A 21,046-nucleotide genomic window follows, 5' to 3' on the forward strand; every position below is an offset into this window, starting at 1 on the left:
AAACAGGAACGGGCCGGAACAGTCGGAGCCCGAACAACTGCGGGCCCGCCCGGATACACCGGACGGGCCCGCTGACTTGGTCGCGCTTCCGCTACGCGGCGTGCTTCTGCACAAGGTCACCCAGGCGCGGCAGGGCCTCGGTGACGTGCTTCTTCGCCGACGGACGCAGCGTCGAGTAGACCTTCTTGATCGCACCGCGGTCGCTGGCCTCGATGCGATCGTCGGTGACGCCCAGCAGTGCGTCCGAGACGGCGTCGCCGCGTGCGGTCAGGAACTCCGAGAAGCTCGCTTCACCGCTGGTACCGAATTCCTGCCAGAACGGCTCGAGCCGCACGACGAACTCCGGCAGCAGTCCCTCGATGGCGTCGGGCACGATCGACGGGCCGAGCTTCTTGACAGCCGAGTACCCGCCCTTCAGCGCCAGCCCGGACGCGCCCGTCTTGTCCGAGACCTCCGCATCGACGAGCGCCTCGACGTCCGCGCGAACCGCGGGAATCCGTGCGTCGTCCAGCAAGGTGTCGTTCAGCGCTGCAACCACTTTCATGCCTCCATATCGATTTGTCCATTCCTGGCCGGGCACGACACTATACGACTCATTCGTCCCATGCGTCACCGCTCACGGCCAGCAGTTCGTGGCAGCGCCGCAGCCGAGCGAGCCACCACCGCGCCCGCTCGGGTGGCGCGCCCAGTTCGGCGAGACGCGCCGGGTCCGGGACGACGGGATGCGCGGCGAGGCTGCCGTCGGACACCTGGCGAGGCTCGGCGACGTCGGCGACGAACAGACCCCCGGTGCCCAGTCCGCACGCGTACGGCAATCCCGGAAGCGCCGCGGCCGCAGCCAGTCCCGCGCCCATACCGACCGCGGTGTCGAGCGCACTGGACACGACGACCGGCACACCGTGCCCGGCGAGGTCGTCAGAGAGCGAGAGCAGGCGGCGCATCCCGCCGAGTGGCGGCACCTTGACGACCGCAACGTCGGCGCCGCCGGCGCGCACCACCCTCAGGGGATCCTCGGCGCGGCGGATGCTCTCGTCGGCGGCGATCGGGACTCGCTGCCGGCCGAGCCGGTTCGTGACCTCCTGTAGCCGCCGTCGGACCTCGACGAGTTCGGGCACCGTCGCACAGGGCTGTTCGGCGTACTCGAGCGGGCCATCGGAGGTGAGCGCGTCGAGTGCGGTGACCGCTTCGTCGACGCTCCAGCCACCGTTCGCGTCGACGCGGACGTTGTCCACCAACGCACGAACGGCGGCGACCCTGGCGAGGTCCTCGGCCAGGGTCTGCCCCTTCTCGGCAACCTTCACCTTCGCGGTGCGGGTGCCGGGGAAGCGGGCGAGGATCTCGGGGACCTGCTGTGGGCCGATCGCGGGAACGGTCGCATTGATCGGCACCCGCTCGCGCAGCGGCGTCGGCGGACCGAGCCACGCGGCCTCGATCGCGGCGCGCAGCCACGCGGCGGCCTCGGCGTCGTCGTACTCGGGGAAGGGCGCGAACTCCCCCCAGCCGGCCGGGCCCTCGAGGAGCACGGCCTCACGAGTGGTGATGCCACGGAAACGAACCCGCATCGGCAGGCTCACCACCTGCGCCCCCGCCAGGAGGTCGGCGAGGGACGGGCCCCCGACCGGCACCGTCACGGCTGTCCGGGCAACAACTGAATCATGAGAGCCTCGCAGTCGGCGAGGATGTTCCCGTCGAGGTCCTCGAGTTCGGCGGTGCACATGAGCTTGCGGCCGTCGACCCGGTCGACGCGGCCCTCGACCACCAGGTCGGTCTCGATGGGCGTGACATTGCGATAGTTGACGTGCAGGTACCCGGTGCGGGCAATGGGATGCCCGGACGCGTGGACAACCATGCCGAACAGGTCGTCGAAAAGCAGCGCGATGGTGCCGCCGTGCGCGGCCCGGTTGCCGCCGCGGTGAAACATCCGGAACTTGCCGCGCAGGCGGACACCGTCGGCGCCGCGCTTCTCGTACTGCCACGGCAGGAGTAGCAGGCTGCCACGTCCGGGCAGGTGTGTGTTGAAGCCGGCCGGGGACTTGCCCTCCGGGACGCGGTGCGGCTCGAGCATGTCGCTCAGCGCGTCGATGCGGGCGATGGCCTCGTCGACGACGTCGTCGGGGATGTGGGTCGAGACGGCGAGGTCCTGCAGGCGGCGCAGCGATTCGACGAAGTCTGCGTAGTTCGGCCCGGCCTTGACCGGCGTGAACATGGGGAAGCCGCCGTGATGTTCGTAGACGTCGTCCCCGGCGTTGGTGTCGGTCTGCAGTTGCTCGCTCATAGCTGCACCGTAACGCCGGGCCCGGGTCGGCTACGCCCGAGGTGACCTACGCCACTCTCCCGCCAACGCCTATCCTCGCTTCGTGACCTTCGACCCGCAGCTCTGGCGCCCCGTACCCGGTTTCGAGAACCTCACCGACATCACATACCACCGTCATGTCACGGAGGGGATCGTCCGCATCGCGTTCGATCGCCCCGAAGTGCGCAACGCCTTCCGTCCGCACACGGTCGACGAGCTGTACCGGACGCTCGACCACGCCCGCATGACCTCCGACGTCGGCTGCGTGCTGCTCACCGGGAACGGCCCCAGCCCCAAAGACGGCGGCTGGGCGTTCTGCTCGGGCGGCGACCAGCGCATCCGCGGCCGCAGCGGCTACCAGTACGCGTCCGGCGAGACCGCCGACACGGTCGACAAGGCCCGCGCCGGCCGCCTGCACATCCTCGAGGTACAGCGTCTGATCCGATTCATGCCGAAAGTCGTCATTGCGCTGGTCAACGGCTGGGCTGCAGGGGGTGGACACAGCCTGCACGTCACGTGCGACCTGACGCTGGCTTCACGCGAGCACGCCCGCTTCAAGCAGACCGACGCCGACGTGGGCAGCTTCGACGGCGGCTTCGGCAGCGCGTACCTCGCGAAGATGGTCGGTCAGAAGTTCGCCCGCGAGATCTTCTTCCTCGGCGACACCTACACCGCCGAGGAAATGCACCACATGGGCGCGGTGAACAAGGTCGTAGACCACGACCAACTCGAGAATGTCGCGATCGAGTGGGGCAAGAAGATCAATGGCAAATCCCCGCAGGCGCAACGCATGCTCAAGTACGCCTTCAACCTGACCGACGACGGACTGGTCGGCCAGCAGCTCTTCGCCGGCGAGGCCACCCGCATGGCATACATGACCGACGAGGCCGTCGAGGGTCGTGACTCGTTCCTCGAAAAGCGTGACCCGGACTGGACGCCGTTCCCCTGGTACTTTTGACCTCCTCTCCGCTCCACGTGGGGCGGAGATTCCTACACCGAGATTCGAGAATCAGCTAGGCGGGTTCCCACTTCTTCGGGATCTGCGAGTGCAAGCACCCGTCTGACATCCCCTCCATGGGCGAAGTGTGACATCCCGCACCGACATGTCCGCTCTGTCACGGCGCGTCCGTCGATCGCCAGCAACTGCCGCGCTTGCCGAGTTCAGCGCCGTAGCCGATGCCCTCGCTGCGCGTGCTGCGGAAGTCGCTGAGCGCACCGGAGCCACTGACGGCTAACTCCACCACTCACCGTGCGAAATGACGGGCTGGGCTCGGGGCCGGATCGGGTGTGCAATAGGGGTATGAGCGCGGAAACGACGTTCAGGGTCGACGGTGTCCGGCTGTCCGGTTCGCTGACCGACCCGGTCGGCGATATGCCGGTCGTGGTGTTCGCACACGGCAGTGGCAGTGGCCGGTTCAGTCCCCGGAACCGCCACGTCGCTGGGCTCCTGCAGGACGTCGGTCTCGGAACGCTGCTGTTCGACTTGCTCGCCCCGGACGAGGAGGGGGACCGCCGGCTCGTGTTCGACATCCCGCTGCTGTCGGCGCGGCTGTGCGAGGTAACCATGCAGTTGGGAGACCGGGCGCGGTCGATCGCATACTTCGGCGCGAGCACTGGCGCAGGCGCGGCCCTGCACGCCGCGGCCGAACCCGACGCCGACGTCACCGCGATAGTCTCCCGCGGCGGACGCCCCGACCTGGCGGGGTCGCGTCTGTCGGCGGTGCGCGCGCCGACGCTGCTACTGGTCGGTTCCCTCGACACGACGGTGATCGATCTGAACCGGCAGGCCGCCGAACTGCTCGAGTGCGAGCACGAACTCGTGATCGTGCCGGGCGCGACTCACCTCTTCGAAGAGCCTGGCACCCTCGACGCCGTCGCCGATCACGCTCGGAGCTGGTTCGTCGCACATGCGCACAACCCGTGAGGGATTCGTTCCGGATGCCGTGACGAATTCCCGGTAGCTCGACGAGAACCGCTGCACACCAGCATAATTCGAACGGTGACCGCTCCCCGTCGATTCCCGGGTCGTCCACCACGACTGGGGTTCCGGCGTGGTGATCCGCACCCAAGCCGACCGGATCGCCGGCCTTGGACGAGCACGGTTGCCACAGTTCTTCACCGGGTCAGTACGTATCAGCGCGGTGCGACACATGGCATATTCCGGACAGTCGAGGCGCTCCCAGCTCGAGCAACGCCCCAGGCATGCACACTGGACCCATGACCTCCGACCGCGAGCAGCCCGCACCGGAGCACCGCCGCCCGCAAGGGGTAGCGGATGCCACCGTCGAGGCGGTGGGGAAGCTGTCCGAGGCGCTCGAGACCGTCGAACAAGCTCGCGGCCACCTGTACGCGTTCCACCAGTTGATGGGCCGCGCCGACCGGCAGCTGGGGTCGGCGTCGCAGATGCTCGCCGAGTCCGGACACCCGGAGCCCGCTGAGCTGCTCGAGACGGCGATGGTGGGCCGCAACGTGCTCGAGGGACGGTGGACGTTTCAGATCGTCGAGGAGTTCGACGACGGCTACTGGGCCGAGCTTCGCGAGCACGAGAAGGTGGTCCGAGAGGCACTGCTCGCTGGACGCCGGCACGTGTACGAGGCAGAGATGAAGGAGGCCCGGCGCACGAAGGGCCGCGCCGGGCACGAGGCGCGCCCGGCCCCCGGGCAGTGACACTGGGCCCGGACCCCGGGCAGCGACACCGGCAAGGGACGGCAGTGGAGACGACACGAGCAGAGGCATCGAGTCGGGAGGAACCACCGTGGAAATACTAAGCAGCAGAACGCTTCTGCGACCGCGGGACTACGAGGTCACCTTGTCGTTCTACCGCGACGTCCTCGGTCTCGCCATTGCACGCGAGTATCCCGGTGGCACGGTGTTTTTCGCCGGACAGGGCCTGATCGAGGTGACCGCGCACGGTGGTACGGACCTCGAGTTCCGGTTTCCGGGCGCGCTGTGGCTGCAGGTCCGGAACCTGTCGGACGCACAGGATGAGTTGATCCGCGCCCAGGTCCCGATCGTCCGCGAAGCCCGCGAGGAGCCGTGGGGCCTGCACGAGATGTGGATCGCCGACCCCGACGACATTCCGATCGTGCTGGTCCAGATTCCCGAGGATCACCCGCTCCGACGCGACTTGCGGTGAGAGGGGCGGCCCGCGTGAAACCATCCGCGTGAAACCATCGGAGGGTGAGCAAGCTCCTGCACGTCCTCCCGATCCCGCCCGGCAGCTCGGTGGTGTCGGTCCTGCCGGAACTCACGCGAGCGCTGGACGGCTCGAGCCCCCCGCTGCTGCCGGTTCCCGATGGCGACGCGAAGGAGACGAACCGGCTCACGCGCGCCCTGCGCCCGGGTGAACCGATCGACGACGTAGCCGATGACATCGCGCTCGTGATGGCGACGTCAGGTACGACCGGGGTCCCCAAAGGGGCGCTGCTCTCACCGCGTGCGTTGCGGGCGAGCGGTGAGGCCACGCACCGACGCCTGGGCGGTCCGGGGTCGTGGCTCCTGGCGCTGCCGGCTCATCACATCGCCGGCATGCAAGTGTTGCTGCGCAGCCTGCTTGCCGGGAAGACACCCGTCGTCGTCGACGTCACCGCCGGATTCGATCCGGGCGACCTTCCTGCCGCGGTCGAGGCGATGAGCGGTCCGCGTCGGTACACGTCGCTTGTCCCCACCCAACTCGTCAAGGTGCTCGAGCATCCGGATGCAACAGCGGCGTTGGCGGCCCTTGACGCCGTTCTACTCGGCGGCGCGGCGACCCCGCCGCCGCTGCTGCGCCGCGCCCTCGACACCGGGATTCGGGTGGTCCGGACGTATGGCATGAGCGAGACATGCGGCGGGTGCGTCTACGACGGCATCCCTCTCGACGTCGCTACGGTCCGAATCGACGACGACTCACGAGTGCTGCTCGGTGGCGAGATAGTCGCCTCTGGCTATCGCGGGCTGCCCGAGCATTCGGCGTTCGCCGAACCCGGCTGGTTCCGTACCGACGACGCCGGCAGCCTCGCCGGCGGGCGTCTCACCATCCACGGCCGCCTCGACGAAGCGATCTCCACGGGAGGGCTCACTGTCGTCCCCGAAGTGGTCGAGGCCGTGCTGGCCGAGCACCCGGCCGTACGCGAGTGCGCGGTACTCGGAGTCCCGGACGATCGGCTGGGTGAGCGAGTGGTCGCCGTGCTCGTCGCTGCGCCGGGGCTCGTGCCGACTGTCGAGGACCTGCGCCTGCACGTGGGCTCCGTGCTCGACGTCACCGCGGCTCCCCGCGAGATCCGGGTGGTCGATGCGATACCCCTACGCGGCCCGGGGAAGGTCGACCGCATTGCCCTGCGCGAGGCCTGGAGTCGCCCCTGACCCCCTTTTGCCGTACGACCTCACCGCCCGCGTGACCTCACCGCCCGATGACCTCACCGCCCGCGTGACCTCTCCAATCGCGGATCCGGCGCACCTCGGTGAGAGCCCATGCAAGTTCGGCGCAAGGCTGATGCCAGTCCGGTGCAAGCGGCCACCCTCATCGTGAGGTCATGAACATCAACACCTCACCCCCGGCAATCGAAGCCGTAGGGCTCGTCAAGACCTTCGGTGGGCAGCGCGCGGTGGACGGCGTAAGCCTCACCGTGCCGACCGGATCGGTGTATGGCGTGCTCGGCCCCAATGGCGCCGGCAAGACCACGACCGTGCGCATGCTCGCTACGTTGCTGCGTCCCGACGGCGGAAAGGCTCGAATCTTCGGTCGAGACGTCGTCCGAGAGTCGGCAGCCGTCCGGTCCCTTGTCGGCGTCACCGGGCAGTACGCGTCAGTCGACGAAGATCTCACGGCCACGGAGAATCTCGTGATCTTCTCGCGCCTGCTGGGGCTGAGTCGCAGAGACGCCACGCGCAGAGCCGCCGAACTGCTCGAGGAGTTCGCACTGACCGAGGCGGCCTCCAAGCCCCTGAAAGAATTCTCCGGCGGTATGCGCCGGCGTCTCGACCTAGCGGCCAGCCTCATCGCCCGGCCCCCGCTGCTGTTCCTCGACGAGCCGACCACCGGACTCGATCCGCGCACACGTGCACAGATGTGGGACACCATCCGACAGCTCGTCGCGGAAGGCTCGACCGTGCTGCTCACGACGCAGTACCTCGACGAGGCCGATCAGCTCGCCGACCGGATCGCGGTCATCGACCGCGGCCGGGTGATCGCGGACGGCACCGCCGACGAGTTGAAGGCTTCGGTGGGGGTATCGGCGCTGCAACTGACCCTCGCGGACCGTGACCAGATCGAGCAGGCCCGAACCGTCATCTCCAGCGCGCTGGGCGTCGAAGCTACTGCCACCCCCGAATCGGGCCGTATCACGGCACCGCTGTCGGACCCGTCGATCGCCGCGGATCTTCTTCTGCAACTGCGGGATCGGTCGATCGCCGTCGACGAGATCACCGTTTCCAGGCCGAGCCTCGACGAGGTCTTCCTCACCATCACCGGGCACGACACCGCCGAGTCCGAACGGAGCGTCGCATGACCACCACACTCACCTCGCCCGCCGGAACGACTGGAACGCGAACCATCGAGGCCGTCGACCGGGTCAGCGTGCGGGACTCGGTCGCCCACACCTTCACGATGGCCTACCGCGGCATCCTCAAGATCAAGCACAATCCCCAGCAACTGGTCGATGTGGTGCTCGTTCCGATCGTCTTCACCGCGATGTTCACGTACATCTTCGGCGGTGCGATCTCGGGAGACGTGCAGTCGTACCTGCCGATCATCATCCCCGGCATTTTGGTGCAGACAGTGATCACGACTTCGATCGTGACCGGCACGCAGTTGCGCGACGACATGGACAAGGGGGTGTTCGACCGGTTCAAGTCACTGCCGATCGCCCGAATCGCACCGCTGTCGGGAGCCCTACTCGCCGACGTCGTCCGGTATCTGATCGCGACGACCATCACCATCGTCGTCGGTCTCGCCATGGGCTACCGTCCGGACGGCGGGTTCGTCGGTGTGGTGTCGGCGGCACTACTGATCATGTTGTGCGCGTTCGCGATCAGCTGGATCTTCGCCCTGATGGGGGTGCTCATGAGCAGCGCCGCCGCCGTGCAGGGAATATCCATGTTGATCCTGTTCCCGCTGACGTTCATGTCCAACGCGTTCGTTCCTGCCGACACGATGCCGGGATGGGTTCAGGCCTTCGTCAATATCAATCCCGTGTCGCTGTTGGTCACTGCGGTCCGCGAACTCGCGAATGACGGGCACTTCGGCATCAACACCGTGTGGGCCCTGGTGGGCGCGGCCGTGATCGTCGGGATCATGGCGCCACTGACCGTGCGGACCTTCATGCGGAAGGCCTGACACTTCACGAGTTCGGTGCGGCGAGTATGTCGAAGATCTCGCGGTGGGCGGCGGCGCGGGGCGTCCCCTCCACGGACGCCAGCGCCGCCGCGACGCGTGCGTCACCGAGGACTGTCCTCGCCCGGGTCAGGTGCCGGTTCAGCCGCATCGACGGACAGTCCTGCCGGGCAGCCGCTCTCGTGGCAAGTGTGAGCAGGCGCAGTCCCCGGTCAGGGTCACGGCCGGCGACGATGTCGACCGCGCCGACGGCACATGCCACCGCACCCGCCAGTGTGAGATCGGGATAGCCTCCCGGTCCGAGGCGGGCAACGGCAACGGACGGCAGTCGGTCCGCCAGATCTGCGATCGGCTCGATCCGTCCGGCGAGGGCGTGCGCATCGATTGCCGCTGTCGCCAACATGATCTCGTAGAGATCGACCCCCGCCGATACTTCGAGATCGCCGGCACACGCGGCGGCGCGCCGGTACTCGGCCAGACCCTGGTCCACGAGCCCGGCCGCGAGATCCACCTCCGCGGTGCCCATCGCGAGCGACGCCTGATTGTGCGGGTCGTCGGCCCGCGCGAGCCCGCCGTGATGCGCCGGGCGGAGCTGCTCGAGTTCCGAACGCGCCTGAGCGATCTGCCCGTCGCCGACCATGGCTGCCACCATGAACCCCCGCACTTGCAGGTTCTCGTCGTAGAGATGCAGCTTCCAGAGCCCGTCGGCGGAGCGCCGGTAGTAAGCGATGGCCTCGGCGTAACGCCCGGACTGAGCGCAGACGCTGCCCAGGTGTTGACTCAGCAGCGCGTGATCCCACGAATCGGGTTCCTCCGTGAGCGCGAATGCACGCTTCGCGTCCGACTCGGAGCCGTACAGGTCGCCGGTGTTCTGCCGGAGGCTGGACCTCGCTATCAGCGCGAGGATGCGGGCGTCCGGATCCTCCGAGCGGACGGCGGTCGCGAGCAACCGCGCCAACCCCCGGCCCGTCGCCGGGGTGAGTACCAGCGCCGCTGCGATCCGCAGTCGCTCGGAGATGTCGGACCGCGCGGCGAGGAGGCGTCGCAACCGGGTCCGTGCGATCGCCACCGTGCGGACGTTCCCGTCCGCGGTCACTTGCACGACGGCCAACACGTAGCTGATGGCGAGGTGGTCGCCAGGGACCTCATCGGGCGAGAGAGCCGATCCGTCGAGGTCCAGTAGTCTCGGCGCCCAAGCAGACACCTCGGAGTGGGCACCGCAGGCCGCCCACACGCCCGCGAGCACCGGGAACACCGTCAACGCGGTCCGGGCCTGCCTCTCGGCCAGCGCATGCCGGAGAACGGCTCGTAGGTTGTCGTGCTCGGCTCGGACGCAGTGGGCGACCGAGATCTGTTTGCCGGCAAGGAAATCACGCACGGCCTTCCGGGAGAGCTGTTCGGCCCAATTCGCCGTCCTGCGCCGAACCTCGTCTGCCTCCGACGCGTTCGAATCCGCGAGCAACTGCTCTTCACCGAACTCACGAACGGTCTCGAGCATGTGGTAGCGCAGCCCGAACGACTCTGTCCCCGGGGCCGGTTCGACGACCGACAGCATCGAATGATTCGCCAGCCCTTCGAGCGCATCGGCTGCGTCCTCGACGCCGTCCCACTGCGCGACCGCTGTGGCGGCGTCGAGGGTGAACCCGGAGGGGAAGCGGCACAGTCGGCGCAGAGCGGCCCGTTCCGACTCCTCCAGCAGGTTCCAACTCCACTCGATGACGGCGTGCAGGTTACGGTGCCGTGCAGGAGACGTGCGGTCACCCGAACGCAGCAGCGCGAAGCGGTCCACGAGGCGGGCGTTGATCTCTTCGACGCTCATCGTGCGAACCCGCGCGGCGGCCAACTCGATTGCGAGCGGCAGCCCGTCCAGCGTCCGGCACAGCTGCGTTACCTCCGACGGATCGAGCCGCGCCGAAGGCCGGACCGCGAGCGCACGTGTCTGGAACAGCTCCGCCGCCGGGGACTCGGCGTCGCCGATCGCCAGCGGCGGCAACGGATACACGGCCTCGGCGGTGATCGACATCGGGGAGCGACTGGTGGCGAGCACAGTGAGTTGGTCACTCGCCCCGATCAGGTCGGACACGACCTCGGCGACATCGTCGACAAGGTGCTCGCAGTTGTCGAGCACCAACAGGGACGGCCCAGTGGACAGCGCGTCGCGCAGTCGCTGCCGGACGTCATGGATGTGCGTGCGCGTCAGCGTGCCTGGCCTGAGGTCGCTCTCGCTGAGGCCCAGGGTGCCGCTGATGGCGGCGACCAGGTCCTCTCCGCTGCGTACCGACGCGAGTTCGACGAGTGCGACCGGCATCCGTCCGGCCACACGGGTACCGAGCGCATGGGCCACCCGGGTCTTGCCGGTACCACCCGGCCCCAGCACCGTGACAACGCGCGAACGCTCGAGCAGGCGCTCGAGTGCGGCTAGATCTTCCGTTCGGCCGAGCAGTGGGTTCGGCGCGGCGCGCAATCCGATCACTTTCGGCAATGTTGCGGGTTCAGATCCGCGTGTTGGACTCAGGTCATCCCGGACGGCCCGGATCACAGGCTCGGCGCCGTCGCGCAGGATGGCCGCGTTGAGGTCGACGAGCCGCGCCGACGGGTCGGCCCCGAGTCGAGCAGCCAGCCGGTCCCGCAGACCCGCGAACACCTCCAGCGCCTCGTTGGATCGCCCCGCACCGTGCAGGCACTCCATCAGCACGGCGTGCGCACCCTCGTCCAAGGGCGCAGCATCCGTGATGGCGCGGGCCTTCGGGAGCGCTCGCTCGAACTCACCCAAGGCGATCAGTGCGTTGAGTTCCGTCGCGGCGAGCGCGTCGCGGTATGACACGGCCTCCCTCGCCAGGTCCCGCGCAAGGTCGCCGTCGGACAGGTCCGCCCCCGGCTCGCCGCGCCACAGCGAGTTGGCCAGACGCACGGTCTCTATGGCACCGAGATGATCGCCTTCGGCATGTTTCTCGCCCGCCGCGCGGGCAAGTAGGTCCGCCTGTGTGAGATCGACCTGTTCGGCTGCAAGGGTGAGCCGGTAGCCTGCAGGCCCGGCCTCGACAGCGCCGTCCGGCAGCACCGCTCGGAGCCTCGAGATCTGGGTGTGCAGGGCATTCGCCGGCGACTTGGGTGGCGCGTCGCCCCACACGTCCTCGACGAGAGCCGCAACGCCACGACTTCTTCCGGGCCGCCGCGCGAGCGCGACCAGCAGACTTCGAGCCCGGGCTCCGGCCAGTGGGACCAGGGCGCCGTCCCTGCGGGTGGCGACAGCGCCCAGCACGGCCACCTCCACCTCGACGGACAGTCGCGCAGGTGCAGGAATGCCGGGGATTCTCGTAACAGGCTGCACAAACGGCGAGCGTATTGGACGAGCCGACGCGCGGCCACTTTGAAACTCTGAAGGTGACAGGATCGAGGCATGGCTTCTGTGTCCCAGTGGATCGAAGGCGCCCGACCGCGCACCCTCCCGAACGCAATCGCACCAGTCCTCGCGGGCACCGGCGCGGCCGCCTCGCTCGACGCCGCGGTGTGGTGGAAGGCGCTTCTCGCGCTGATCGTGTCGCTCTCGTTGATCGTCGGGGTGAACTTCGCCAATGACTACTCGGACGGTATCCGTGGCACCGACGACGAGCGAGTGGGCCCGCTGCGTCTCGTCGGCTCCAAGCTCGCTTCGCCAGCCGCGGTGAAGACCGCAGCGATGCTGTGCTTCGCGGTGGCTGCGGTGGCCGGGCTCGTCCTGGCGCTGTTGTCGGCGTGGTGGCTGGTTCTGGTCGGCGCGCTGTGCATCCTCGGCGCCTGGTACTACACCGGCGGCAAGAAACCATACGGATACAGCGGTTTCGGCGAGATCGCGGTGTTCGTGTTCTTCGGCCTCGTCGCGGTCCTCGGTACCCAGTTCGTCCAGGCCGGCCGGGTCGACTGGGTCGGCCTGCTGGCCGCTGTCGCGGTCGGCTCGTACTCGAGCGCCGTGCTCGTTGCCAACAACCTGCGCGACATCCCTTCCGACACCGAGTCCGGGAAGATCACGCTCGCAGTCAAACTCGGCGACGCACGTACCCGCATCCTGCACCTGGTCCTGCTGATCGTCCCGTTCGTCGTCACCGCCGCGCTGGTCGTGCGCACGCCCTGGGCGCTCGTCGGGTTCGTTGCGCTGCCGCTCGCGGTGCGAGCCAACGCCCCGGTGCGCGGCGGCAGCCGTGGCCCGGCGCTGATCCCGGCACTGGCGATCACCGGCCAGTCGATGTTGTTGTGGGCCACGGCAACCGGGCTGGCGCTCGGCCTGACCTGACAGACCGTCCTCGGCGTCAGCGCTTGTCCGGGACGAGGGCACTGAGCACGACATTGACCAGCGAGATGATCAGCGCTCCCCACACTGCGGTCCAGAAGCCGTCGACACTGAGGCCCCAATCGGTCTGCGAACTGATCCACGACGTCAGCAGCAGCATCAACGCATTGATGACCAGGGTGAACAGGCCGAGCGTGAGGATGAGCAGGGGCAGCGAGAGTAGCTTCACGATCGGCTTCACGAATGCGTTGACCGCGGTGAATACCAGAGCGATGCCGAGGACGATCAAGACGTCCGCGCCGGTCCCCTCCCCTGAGCGGGCTATCTCGATACCACTCACCCACTGCGAGGCGAGCCAGATGGCGAACGCGTTGATCACCAGACGAATCACGAATGTCATGGATTCATGCTGGCACGAACGAGTCCGGCACGAGAGTTGCGGTGGGCGGTGACTCGCCGAAAAGTCACTCCCGTCGGACGATGGCCGCGTTCAACCGAAGCCGCTCATGCAAGAAGTGTTCGATGCGATCGATCTCGTCGTCGGAGCAATCGAGCAAGACCTTCACTTCGACGTCGCGCCTCGTCAGATCCGCGGTGAGCGCAACCGCGACGATGCCCGTGCCGTCTGCCGACCCACGGAACACGTCCACGCCCTCCCGGTCCCGACCCGCCGTCTCCTCGAGGTAGCCGTGGTCGACGGGGTAGACGACTTCCGGGAACCGCGTGTGTGCACTCCCCCTCGGACGGTCGATTCGCAGCGGAGTCTTACGGACCAATTCGTCGAGGGCCGCGAAGTACGCCGCGAGGTTCGTCATGGTTCAAGCCTGCCACGACGAGCGAGGCCGGCGGCCCAGAACTGCGGGCAGTAGGCAGGTATGTCAAAGAGGTCCGCCAATGCACCTCACCCCGACGCACCACACCGCCAAGAACCTCGTGACCGCAACGGCCTAACCTCGAATCGAAACGACCAATCGACCGGAACGGGAGAACCCCTCATGCTGAGCAAGACTGCCACCTCCGCCCTCGCCGCCGCGGGACTCGTCGGCGGGTATGCCGTCGCCCGCCAGACCGGCAACCGCCAGCTCGGTGGCGCGGTGCTCGCGGCAGTCGGAGGCGTCTGCACGTACAACTGGGCCAAGAGCTCGGGACCGGGGCGGGCCGCAGCACTCCTCGGCACCTACGTCGCGGCGTTCGGCGGCTCGCACCCCCTCGCGAAGAAGATCGGTGCCTGGCCCTCGGTCGGGGTTGTCGCCGGGAGCACCGCGCTCGTGTCCCAGCTCGTTTCCAAGTCTGACGGGTAGCGGTCTTTGGCCTAGTCAGCGCGGTTGCCGGGCGCCAGCGATCGCGCAGCGAGAGTGTCCCGTGTAGGGGTGTTGCAGGCGAGGATCGGATCGCAAAAGAAACTCTTGCCATACCACACTAACGGATCTAGGTTTCACAGTGGACATTGAACTGTGGCGCGAATCACGGCCACAGTAACTCATCGCGTAATCAGCCATCCCGCCGACTTCGGCTGGAGGAGTTCTCATGGCCACGACTGCAGATGGCACTCCGGGGGAAGGTGAGAACCGCGGCCCAAGCGTCGGGTTGGCCGAACACCAACCCCTGAGTCCGCCGACCGAGATGCCCAAGCCACGGGTTCTCGCCGCGTTCGCATTCGCGCAGTTCGCTCTTTTCGTTGCACTGCTCGGGCCGCCGACAGTGAGCATCGCGATCAAACTGACCGCAGTGGTCGGGTCCGACAACGCACCACAGGCAGCGGGGTTGGTTCTCGGCGTCGGCGCGATCGCGGCACTGGTCGCCGGCCCCATATTCGGTTACCTGTCCGACCGCACCACCGGACCTTGGGGACGCCGACGGCCATGGATGATCGGCGGCAGCATCGGACTCGCTCTGTGTCTGCTCGTCATGGCGGTCAGCGACAGCGTTCCGGTTCTGGTCGTCAGCTGGTTCGTAGCGCAACTCGTCGCGAACGCGGCCTTGGCGGCCTACTTGGCCACCATCGCCGATCAGATTCCCGTCCACCGGCACGCAAGCATCTCGGCGTTGGTGAACGTCATGCAGCAGGCAGGGATTCTCGTCGCCGTCTACGCCGTGAGTTTCCTGTCGTCGAACATCGTTGCGATCTTCATGGTCCCAGCCGCCATCGGCGTGGTCGGCATGGTCGTGTACTCACTCGTACTTCCGGACAAGCCGCTGCTCGAGAGGCCTCCGTCACGGGGTGCGCGCGAATGGCTTTCGTTGATCTGGGTTGACCCGCGCAAGCACCCGGACTTCGCCTGGGCGTTCCTCTCGCGCTTCCTGTTCTTCATCGGTCTCTTCCTGTTCACCTCTTTCCGGCTGTTCTGGATGCAAGACCGCATCGGTCTCGATACCGATACCGCCGCCTCGGTCGTGGCCACCGGGGTACTCATATACACGGTGATCCTGATGATCACCGGGCAGATTGCCGGGGTGGTCTCCGATCGGATCAAACGGCGCAAACCCCTGGTATTCATCTCGGTCGCAATGTCCGCGCTCGGCTTCGGAATGCTTGCCGGTGTCACCACGGTCACCGGCTTCTACGTGGTCGAAGCAATCCTCGGGATCGCGTACGGGATCTACTTCGGGGCCGACCTCGCCCTGGTCATCGAGGTGCTTCCCGATCCCGAGAACATCGCGAAGGACCTCGGGATCTTCAACATCGCCAACGCCGCCCCCCAATCACTCGCGCCGTTGTTCGGTGCAGGGCTACTCGCCATCGGATCGGGGGGCCAGAACTACACGCTCCTCTACATCGTCAGCGCTGTAGTAGCACTGCTCGGAGCCGTCGCCATCCTACCGGTGAAGAAGGTGAGGTAAAGCCCTGATCCAAACTCGGGCCGCGCTGACTTGCCAACGCGGAGAGGAGTTCTGATGTCAGCGGGTACGCCGACAGGTCCTGGCGACGTCGAGCGCGGAAGCGCAGAAAATGCTCCGAACCCTCCTCCAGCTGAAGGCTCGGTGCTCGCTCCCCCAACTGAGATGCCCCGGATCCCGTTTCTGGTCGCATTCGGGTTCGCGCAGTTCGCGCTGTTCGTGGCGCTGCTGGGGCCGGTGCTGGTGAGCATGGGGATCAAGCTGATCTCTCTGGTCGGCGAAGACGATGCGCCCCAGGCCACCGGATTGGTACTCGGTGTCGGAGCGATCGCCGCAATGATCGCCAATCCCGTCTTCGGGCATATCTCGGACCGCACCACCGGACCGTTGGGCCGCCGCCGACCGTGGATCATCCTGGGAAGTGTAGGGCTGGCCGTGGCCCTACTCGCTATCGCGCTCGCCAACAGCGTCGTCATGCTGGTGATCGGCTGGTTCGTAGCACAGATATTGGCCAACGCCGCCTTCGCTGCCTATCTCGCAACCATCGCCGACCAGATCCCACCCCACCGGCACGCAAGTATTTCCGGGTTCGTCAACGTCACTCAGAACCTCGGAATCCTCGCCTCTACCTATATCGCCAGCTTCTTCGAATCGAACCTGCTGGCATTGTTCATGGTGCCGGCAACGATCGGCGTGGTCGGCATGACCGCCTACGCGATCGTGCTTCCCGACAAGCCACTCACCGTCAAACCTCCGCGACAGAGCGCTTTCGGATTCTTGAAACTGTTCTGGGTGAACCCGCGCAAGCACCCGGACTTCGTCCTAGTCTTGCTCTCGCGCTTGCTGCTCTTCCTGGGCATGTACCTATTCGTCACTTTCCGGCTGTTCTGGATGCAAGATCGCGTGGGTCTCGACCTGAGCTCCGCAACCAGCGCTGTCGCCACCGGAGTGCTGATCTACACGATTGCCTTGCTGGCGACCAGCCAGATCGCCGGCTATATCGCCGATCGACTGAATCGCCGCAAGGCGCCGGTATTCATATCGACCATGATCTTTGCCATCGGCACAATGTTCTTGATCGGCGTCGATACCGTCGCGGGCTTCTACATAGTCGAAGCAGTCCTGGGTGTCGCCTACGGGATCTACTTCGCCTCCGACTTCGCTCTCGTGTTGGCCGTTCTGCCCGACCCGAACAACGTCGCGAAGGATCTCGGCGTGTTCAACATGGCGAACGCCATCCCGCAATCACTTGCGCCGCTGATCGGCGCGGTACTGCTCGAAGTCGGGGGCGGCGGGCAAAACTACACGGTGTTGCTCGGCGTCGCCACAGTGATGGTGTTCCTCGGAGCACTGGCAATCATTCCCATCAAATCGGTGCGGTGAACGTCCCACCGCATCAGCAGGGTCTGCGAAGGAAGAAGACCGTGAACAGTCACAGTGCCAAACCAGCCGAGGTCCATTCAGGGACAACGAATTACGCGGACCTGATCGCCTCGCTCGATCTTGGATCGAAGGTCCGGCTCCTCACCGGGGCGTCGACGTTCACCACCGCCGCCGAGGAATCGATCGGCCTGGGCGAGATACGCCTGTCCGACGGGCCGACCGGCATTCGAGGGCTCGATTCCAGCGGAGTACGTGAGGTGACACTGCTTCCCAACGCCACGCTGCTCGCCTCGAGCTGGGACACTCGCCTGCTCTACGACGTCGGCCAGCTTCTTGCCGAAGAGGCACTGGCCCAACGAATTCACGTGGCTCTCGGTCCGACGATCAACCTTCACCGTTCCCCCCTCGGGGGCCGTCTCTTCGAGGCGTACTCGGAGGACCCGTTGTTGACCGGACTCCTCGCGGCAGCCTACGTGCGCGGACTGCAAGACGCGGGCATCGGCGCGTGCCTCAAACACTTGGTCGCCAACGAGTCCGAGACCGAACGCCACACGATGAACAGCGTCGTCGACGAGGCCACGCTTCGGGAGTTGTACCTGACGCCGTTCGAGGTCGCGATCGCCGACGCCGACCCCTGGTCGGTCATGGATGCGTACAACGACGTCAACGGTGTTGCTTCCACTGAGAACGTGCACGTCAACACCGAGATCGTCAAGGGCGAGTGGAATTACAGCGGCCTGATCATGTCCGACTGGCTCGCGACCCGGACGGCCGTGGCCGCCGCCAACGGGGGCCTGGATCTGGTCATGCCCGGCCCCGGCGGTCCGTGGGGTGAGGCCCTGATCGCTGCCGTGGAAGCCGGCGAGGTTCCGATGTCGGTAATCGATGACCACGTGCGTCGCCTGCTGCTGCTGGCCGCGCGGGTCGGCGCGCTCGGTGAGCAGCGTCTGTACGACATGGAAGTGCCTGCGCCGACGTCGATCGGGCGCCGGGACCAACTCGTCCAACTCGCCGCCACCGGGATGACGGTCTTGACCAATCGCGGCAGCATCCTACCGCTGGAGCCGGACCAGTCCGTCGCCCTCATCGGCAGGCATGCAGTCGACACCGTGTGTATGGGAGGAGGTTCGTCGGAGGTCAGCCCGCCCCATCAGGTCAGCATTGCCGAGGGCATGACTGCGCTGCCGGGCACATCGCTCACCGTCGTCGACGGCGTCGCCGTCCGCACCCGGCCGGCTACCGTGCGGCGAGGTGTCCTGCTCGACCCCGAAACCGGTGAACCCGGAGTTCGTTTCGTGTTGCGATCCACGGACGGGTCCGAGATCGAGGAACGGCGCACCGGATCGGCGGTCACGACCATCGGCTGGGACGACGACCTCGACGCAGAGGTCGCGGCGATCGAGTTCCACGCGGTGACCACCCTGGACGGGCCCGTCGATGTGGGTGCGATCGGTGTCGGCGACTGGACGATCCACGCCGGTGACGACACATTCGACTACGCCCTGGACCAGCCCCACTCCGACGGCGACGGTGGGACCGATCGGCGAGGTCCGTCGATGCAGGACATTCTCGGTGGAGCACTTCAGCAGCCACCGTTCCGGCGCGACACCACGGTGGTCAGCTCGGGTACCGCGATCAGCGGCGTCATCCGACGGCCCATGACCCCCGGTAGGTTCGCCGTGACAGTGGCTCCCGCACAACGCAACAGCGAGGATGCCATTGCCGAGGCGACGTCGGCCGCGGCCGAGGCCGACGTCGCGGTGGTCGTGGTCGGCACCACCGAAGAACAGGAAACCGAGGCGTTCGACAAGTCGACGCTGCACCTGCCCGGCGATCAGGACGCCCTGGTCTCGGCCGTCGCGTCGGCTGCGCGCAAGACCGTCGTAGTGGTCAACGCGGCGACACCGGTGATCATGCCCTGGCGCGACGAAGTCGACGCGATCCTCTGGGTCGGGCTGCCCGGGCAGGAAGCCGGACATGCGGTTGCGGCAACCCTTTACGGCGCCGTCGAGCCATCGGGGCGACTGGTCACCACGTTCCCGGCAGAGGACGGGCAGAGCGCGGCCTGGTCGGTGACACCTGAGGGCGGCGACCTCGAGTACGCGGAGGGGCCCTACATCGGATATCGCGGCCATCACGCGGGTCGAGCCCCGGCGCCGAGCTTCTGGTTCGGCCACGGCCTGGGCTACTCCTCGTGGGAGTACCGGGACGCCCACCTGACCGGTGGCTCGAGTGTGCGCGTGAACGTGGCGAACGTCGGGGGCCGAACGAGCCGCGAGGTGGTCCAGTTGTACTTCGCTCCCGTCGAACGCGACCAGCCCGTGCGTCTGGTCGGCTGGCAGGACGTGACAGTCGCCGCCGGATCCTCCGCCGACGTCGAGGTGTCCGCCGATCCGCGGGCGCTACGCCGGTGGGACACGTCCGCGTCACGGTGGGCGCCGCTGTCGGGCCGTGGGCAGCTCATCCTCGCTCGCGGTCTCGGCGATGTCCGAGCCCGACTCGAAGCCGTGCCTGCCGACGCCTGAGTCCTTTCACGGCCGGGCGAATTTCTCAGGTAGGACCATCCTCGGCCTGGATGGCCGACAGTGCCGACAACGCTTCCTCGGCGTCGAATCCCGCGGCTACGACAGCGGTGAGGTAGTCCCTGGCCAACCGCTCGAGCAGATCGGGTGATGGTGGTGAGGCAGACCGTGGTCGCGTTCTGGCGACCTGAGTCCCTTTGCCGCGTCGTGACTCCACCCACCCTTCTTGCTCCAAGTCGCGATACGCGCGCGCGACAGTGCCGATCGCAACGTCGAGGTCTTTCGCGAGTTGCCTCAACGATGGAAGTTTGTCCCCGGGTGAGATCTGGCCGGATGTGATGAGAGCGGCGATCTGTCGACGTATCTGCTCGTAGGGGGGCAGCAGATCGTCAGAACGCACGACGACTCGCGAACTGTTCATCGCGACATCGACGGCAGAGGCGCAACAAATCGGACGATGGCCCACAGACCGAGAACGCCGCTGTAGATCATCATTCCCATCCCAAGGATTCCGGCCGCCTTCCAGCCCCAACTCGAGTCACCAACACTCGAGACCGCGCCTGCTGCTCTGTCCAGCGAGATCCCTACGACGAAGATCCCGAACGCCGAAATTGCTGCAGCACATGCAACTCCGCGAGTCGCGATTCGGCTCCGAAGCGCCATGTCATAGAGCCCAGTATCGACTGCACCCCATCGCTGGGCGCCCTTTACGCATGCCAGAGCGAGGACCAGAACCAGAACGATCGCAATCATCAGAGGCGCGGAGTAGAAGGATCCGGGGTAGGGAGAGAACGTTCGGCCGATATCCCCGTACGAGATCGAGAACGCGCGCATCTCGTTACTGAAGGAGTCTGCCGATGCCGTGAGCGTCGTCGCGATCAGCCCTCCGATGGCAAGTAGCACCCCAGCCGCCGTGGCAACGGCAAAGCGTGGTGGGACAACAGATCTCAGCGATCGAGGTACCAGACTCGCCTCCCGTTCGGACGAATCGCGGTCGACTTGATCGATGCTCAAGGCGCTCAGGGCGAGCCCGATGACCAGACACGTGATCACCCCAGGCACAAGCGTCACAGCGCCACGCCCGAAGTTGTCCCACCACAGCAGAGCGAATCCGACGGGGAGCGCAAGAATGACGCCAGCCACGAGCAACAGCGCACTGCGGCGACGCGCGTTCTTCGCAGAGGCCGGCATGTCTGAGCGCCGTGCGGCCACTGCGTCACTGAACCCCGCCTGAACCAGCACGAGTGCCGCAACAAGGGCGAACAAGACGAACAGCGGGAACAAGACGAACAGCGGGGGCAGGTCCATGAACTCCTCCAAGTACTACTGTATTAGATAGTTGATACAGTAGTACTTCGAGGAGCAGGGGTCCAAGAGCGTGGACCCCGGGAGGTGCCCACCGAGAACATGCAGAGCCAGCCCGGGGGTGA

21 protein-coding genes are annotated in these 21,046 nt (G+C 66.8%); 12 read left to right on the forward strand and 9 right to left on the reverse strand.

All coding sequences use genetic code 11. From position 1 onward, the window contains the following. Window positions 1-91 precede the first annotated feature (91 nt). Genes EGT50_RS12725 through EGT50_RS12735 form a run of 3 tightly spaced genes read right to left on the reverse strand, consistent with a single transcriptional unit; the run spans window position 92 to window position 2,275 of the window. Entirely contained in the window at window positions 92-538 is a 447-nt protein-coding gene (locus tag EGT50_RS12725; RefSeq protein WP_127955295.1) for a DUF6918 family protein, read from the reverse strand. A 55-nt stretch (window positions 539-593) separates the two neighbouring features. After that, complete coding sequence (locus EGT50_RS12730; protein WP_127955296.1) at window positions 594-1,625, reverse strand: o-succinylbenzoate synthase; 1,032 nt, start codon at window positions 1,623-1,625, stop codon at window positions 594-596. A 2-nt stretch (window positions 1,626-1,627) separates the two neighbouring features. Beyond that, on the reverse strand, window positions 1,628-2,275 hold the full coding sequence (locus EGT50_RS12735) for a PaaI family thioesterase (RefSeq protein ID WP_127955028.1): 648 nt from the start codon (window positions 2,273-2,275) through the stop codon (window positions 1,628-1,630). An 82-nt stretch (window positions 2,276-2,357) separates the two neighbouring features. Between EGT50_RS12735 and EGT50_RS12740 the strand changes: the two genes are divergently transcribed. Beyond that, window positions 2,358-3,251 carry a 1,4-dihydroxy-2-naphthoyl-CoA synthase gene (locus EGT50_RS12740; protein ID WP_127947844.1) on the forward strand — a complete coding sequence of 298 codons (894 nt, stop codon included), beginning with the start codon at window positions 2,358-2,360 and terminating at the stop codon, window positions 3,249-3,251. A gap of 157 nt (window positions 3,252-3,408) precedes the next feature. Here EGT50_RS12740 and EGT50_RS17345 read toward each other — a convergent pair whose 3' ends face one another. Then, window positions 3,409-3,534 carry a hypothetical protein gene (locus EGT50_RS17345; protein ID WP_268960684.1) on the reverse strand — a complete coding sequence of 42 codons (126 nt, stop codon included), beginning with the start codon at window positions 3,532-3,534 and terminating at the stop codon, window positions 3,409-3,411. A gap of 59 nt (window positions 3,535-3,593) precedes the next feature. Between EGT50_RS17345 and EGT50_RS12745 the strand changes: the two genes are divergently transcribed. The 6 genes from EGT50_RS12745 to EGT50_RS12770 all read left to right on the forward strand — a co-directional run bounded on the left by EGT50_RS12745 (window position 3,594) and on the right by EGT50_RS12770 (window position 8,609). Next, entirely contained in the window at window positions 3,594-4,217 is a 624-nt protein-coding gene (locus EGT50_RS12745) for a dienelactone hydrolase family protein (protein WP_127955029.1), read from the forward strand. Window positions 4,218-4,510: 293 nt separating this feature from the next. Further along, a complete protein-coding gene (locus EGT50_RS12750) occupies window positions 4,511-4,960 on the forward strand; it encodes a hypothetical protein (protein WP_127955030.1) in 450 nt (149 codons plus the stop codon). Between the two features lie 88 nt (window positions 4,961-5,048). Continuing rightward, window positions 5,049-5,429 (forward strand): VOC family protein, encoded by a 381-nt coding sequence (locus EGT50_RS12755; RefSeq protein ID WP_127955031.1) that lies wholly within the window; start codon window positions 5,049-5,051, stop codon window positions 5,427-5,429. A 44-nt stretch (window positions 5,430-5,473) separates the two neighbouring features. Further along, window positions 5,474-6,637: an o-succinylbenzoate--CoA ligase gene (menE, locus tag EGT50_RS12760; protein WP_127955032.1), complete on the forward strand. Its 1,164-nt coding sequence runs from the start codon at window positions 5,474-5,476 to the stop codon at window positions 6,635-6,637. Between the two features lie 170 nt (window positions 6,638-6,807). Continuing rightward, the gene (locus tag EGT50_RS12765) at window positions 6,808-7,782 is read left to right on the forward strand and encodes an ATP-binding cassette domain-containing protein (protein ID WP_127955033.1); all 975 of its coding nucleotides are present in this window, start codon (window positions 6,808-6,810) and stop codon (window positions 7,780-7,782) included. After that, complete coding sequence (locus EGT50_RS12770; RefSeq protein WP_127955034.1) at window positions 7,779-8,609, forward strand: ABC transporter permease; 831 nt, start codon at window positions 7,779-7,781, stop codon at window positions 8,607-8,609. Before EGT50_RS12765 ends, EGT50_RS12770 begins: the two co-directional genes overlap by 4 nt. 4 nt (window positions 8,610-8,613) lie before the next feature. On the opposite strand, the gene EGT50_RS12775 is transcribed toward EGT50_RS12770, so the two are convergent. Beyond that, window positions 8,614-11,937 (reverse strand): BTAD domain-containing putative transcriptional regulator, encoded by a 3,324-nt coding sequence (locus tag EGT50_RS12775; protein ID WP_235870740.1) that lies wholly within the window; start codon window positions 11,935-11,937, stop codon window positions 8,614-8,616. 69 nt (window positions 11,938-12,006) lie between these two features. On the opposite strand from EGT50_RS12775, the gene EGT50_RS12780 reads away from it, so the two are divergent. Beyond that, the gene (locus tag EGT50_RS12780; RefSeq protein WP_127955035.1) at window positions 12,007-12,876 is read left to right on the forward strand and encodes a 1,4-dihydroxy-2-naphthoate polyprenyltransferase; all 870 of its coding nucleotides are present in this window, start codon (window positions 12,007-12,009) and stop codon (window positions 12,874-12,876) included. Between the two features lie 16 nt (window positions 12,877-12,892). Here the strand turns inward: EGT50_RS12780 and EGT50_RS12785 are convergent, their stop codons facing one another. Both EGT50_RS12785 and EGT50_RS12790 read right to left on the reverse strand, forming a co-directional pair. Continuing rightward, window positions 12,893-13,273: a phage holin family protein gene (locus tag EGT50_RS12785; RefSeq protein ID WP_127955036.1), complete on the reverse strand. Its 381-nt coding sequence runs from the start codon at window positions 13,271-13,273 to the stop codon at window positions 12,893-12,895. 64 nt (window positions 13,274-13,337) lie between these two features. Continuing rightward, window positions 13,338-13,688, reverse strand: a complete 351-nt coding sequence (locus EGT50_RS12790) for an inorganic pyrophosphatase (RefSeq protein WP_127955037.1) — start codon at window positions 13,686-13,688, stop codon at window positions 13,338-13,340. 180 nt (window positions 13,689-13,868) lie between these two features. Here EGT50_RS12790 and EGT50_RS12795 point away from each other — a divergent pair, with 180 nt between their 5' ends. From EGT50_RS12795 to EGT50_RS12810, 4 genes are all read left to right on the forward strand, one after another. Beyond that, window positions 13,869-14,174, forward strand: coding sequence for a hypothetical protein (locus tag EGT50_RS12795; RefSeq protein ID WP_127955038.1), 306 nt, complete (start codon window positions 13,869-13,871; stop codon window positions 14,172-14,174). 226 nt (window positions 14,175-14,400) lie between these two features. After that, window positions 14,401-15,714 carry an MFS transporter gene (locus tag EGT50_RS12800; RefSeq protein WP_127955039.1) on the forward strand — a complete coding sequence of 438 codons (1,314 nt, stop codon included), beginning with the start codon at window positions 14,401-14,403 and terminating at the stop codon, window positions 15,712-15,714. A 162-nt stretch (window positions 15,715-15,876) separates the two neighbouring features. Then, complete coding sequence (locus EGT50_RS12805) at window positions 15,877-17,094, forward strand: MFS transporter (protein WP_164873407.1); 1,218 nt, start codon at window positions 15,877-15,879, stop codon at window positions 17,092-17,094. 41 nt (window positions 17,095-17,135) lie between these two features. Next, window positions 17,136-19,619 carry a beta-glucosidase family protein gene (locus tag EGT50_RS12810; RefSeq protein ID WP_206615817.1) on the forward strand — a complete coding sequence of 828 codons (2,484 nt, stop codon included), beginning with the start codon at window positions 17,136-17,138 and terminating at the stop codon, window positions 19,617-19,619. A gap of 25 nt (window positions 19,620-19,644) precedes the next feature. Here EGT50_RS12810 and EGT50_RS12815 read toward each other — a convergent pair whose 3' ends face one another. Then, on the reverse strand, window positions 19,645-20,037 hold the full coding sequence (locus EGT50_RS12815) for a GntR family transcriptional regulator (protein WP_127955041.1): 393 nt from the start codon (window positions 20,035-20,037) through the stop codon (window positions 19,645-19,647). Continuing rightward, window positions 20,034-20,924 (reverse strand): hypothetical protein, encoded by an 891-nt coding sequence (locus EGT50_RS12820; RefSeq protein ID WP_127955042.1) that lies wholly within the window; start codon window positions 20,922-20,924, stop codon window positions 20,034-20,036. The genes EGT50_RS12815 and EGT50_RS12820 overlap by 4 nt, the downstream gene beginning before the upstream one ends. Window positions 20,925-21,046: the final 122 nt, after the last annotated feature.

The sequence above is a fragment of the Rhodococcus xishaensis genome, assembly GCF_004011825.1.
GTDB classification, from domain to species: Bacteria; Actinomycetota; Actinomycetes; order Mycobacteriales; family Mycobacteriaceae; genus Prescottella; species Prescottella xishaensis.